We start from the raw sequence: 1,481 nt of genomic DNA on the forward strand, positions 1-1,481 counted from the left end.
GGGTCGACCTGCGCGACGGGCGATTCGATCGGCCAGATCTGCGTGATCTGCGGTTTCAGGATGCGATAGCGACCCTCGCCGCGCGAGTGCACGGGCGCAGCAAGTCCGACCTGGTCGGCGAAGATATCCAGCAGCAGCGAACCTTCGAGCGGCGCCGCAACGCCGCTGTCGCCGGGTTGGTGGGGTTGCTCGTCGTGGCGATCCTGACCGGCATAGGGCTGTTCTTCCAGGTGCGCGAAACACGGGAACAGCGAGACGCCGCCGAACTGCAGGCACGGATCGCGACCTCCCGGGCGCTCGCGGCCCAGGCCGCGAACCTGATCGGCGACGAAGACGATCTGGCGTATCTCCTGGCGTTGGAAGGGCTCCGGCTCGGCGCGACCAGGGAATCGGTCGACGTCTTGAATCGGGCACTCGCCAACGACCGACTGGCGCGGACGCTACGTGGCCACCGCGGCCCGGTGCCGTCGGTCGCGTTCAACGCGAACGCCACGCTGGTGGCCAGTGGCGGTTGGGATTCGACGGCGAGGGTGTGGGACGCGCGGTCCAGTCGACAGCTGCGGCAATTGGAAGGCCACACCGGAGGGGTGTCGGCCGTCGCCTTCAGTCCGAAGGACGCGGTGCTGGTCACCGCGGGCAACACGTCGGACGCGACTGTTCGGGTGTGGAGCACCGAAACCTGGGAGCAGGTAGTTCCGCCGTTGCCACAGGCGGGCGGCGCGGGTCTGCTCGCTTTCAGTCCGGATGCGTCGCTGCTGGCGAGCGCGGGCAGTGGCGACTCGGTGCGGTTGTGGGATACGCGGACCTGGACCGAGCTCAGCGATCCGATGATCCACCCCGGAGGGGTCACCGCATTGGCTTTCGGCGCGGACGGCACCCTGGCCACGGGCGGGGCGGACAGGACCGTGCGGTTGTGGAACCCGAGTACTCGCCAGCTGCTGGGTGCTCCGCTGCCGGGCGCCGACCAGGGTGCGACCGGGGTGACCTCGATGTCGTTCAGCCCGGATATGCGGCTGCTCGCCATCGCCGATGCCAATCTGCGAGGCACCGTCACCTTGCTGGATCTCGCTACCCGAACCGCGATCGGTGACCCGTTGCAGGGGCATTCTAGTGTTGTGCCACGGGTGGCGTTCAGCGCTGACGGTCGGTGGTTGGCGACGGCGAGCTGGGACGGTGACGTGCGCCTGTGGGATCCGAATACCAGACAGCAGATCGGCGAACCGCTGACCGGCCACGACAATCCGCTGTTCGCCGTGACGTTCAGCGCAGTCGGCAGGCAACTGGCGGTCGGTACCGGCGATGGGTCCGTGCGGCTGCTGGATCCGGACAATGTGAAGGAGACCGGCGGGGTACTCCGTGGTCACCGTGACAGCGTCACCGGTGTCGAGTTCAATGGTGACGAGGTGGTGACCGCCGGGCTGGACGGGACCGTGCGGCGCTGGGACCCGAAAACCGGCAAGCCGGCGGGCAAGGACCTCATC

1 protein-coding gene is annotated in these 1,481 nt (G+C 68.2%); it reads left to right on the plus strand.

Features of this window, described 5'->3' with window-relative positions; translation table 11 throughout:
* Positions 1-86: 86 nt before the first annotated feature.
* Positions 87-1,481, plus strand: a 1,395-nt coding sequence (locus tag ACFWF3_RS35725; protein ID WP_379318561.1) for a WD40 repeat domain-containing protein, incomplete at its 3' end; no start/stop codon positions are given.

This window comes from Nocardia sp. NPDC060220 (genome assembly GCF_042727815.1).
Lineage (GTDB): Bacteria > Actinomycetota > Actinomycetes > Mycobacteriales > Mycobacteriaceae > Nocardia.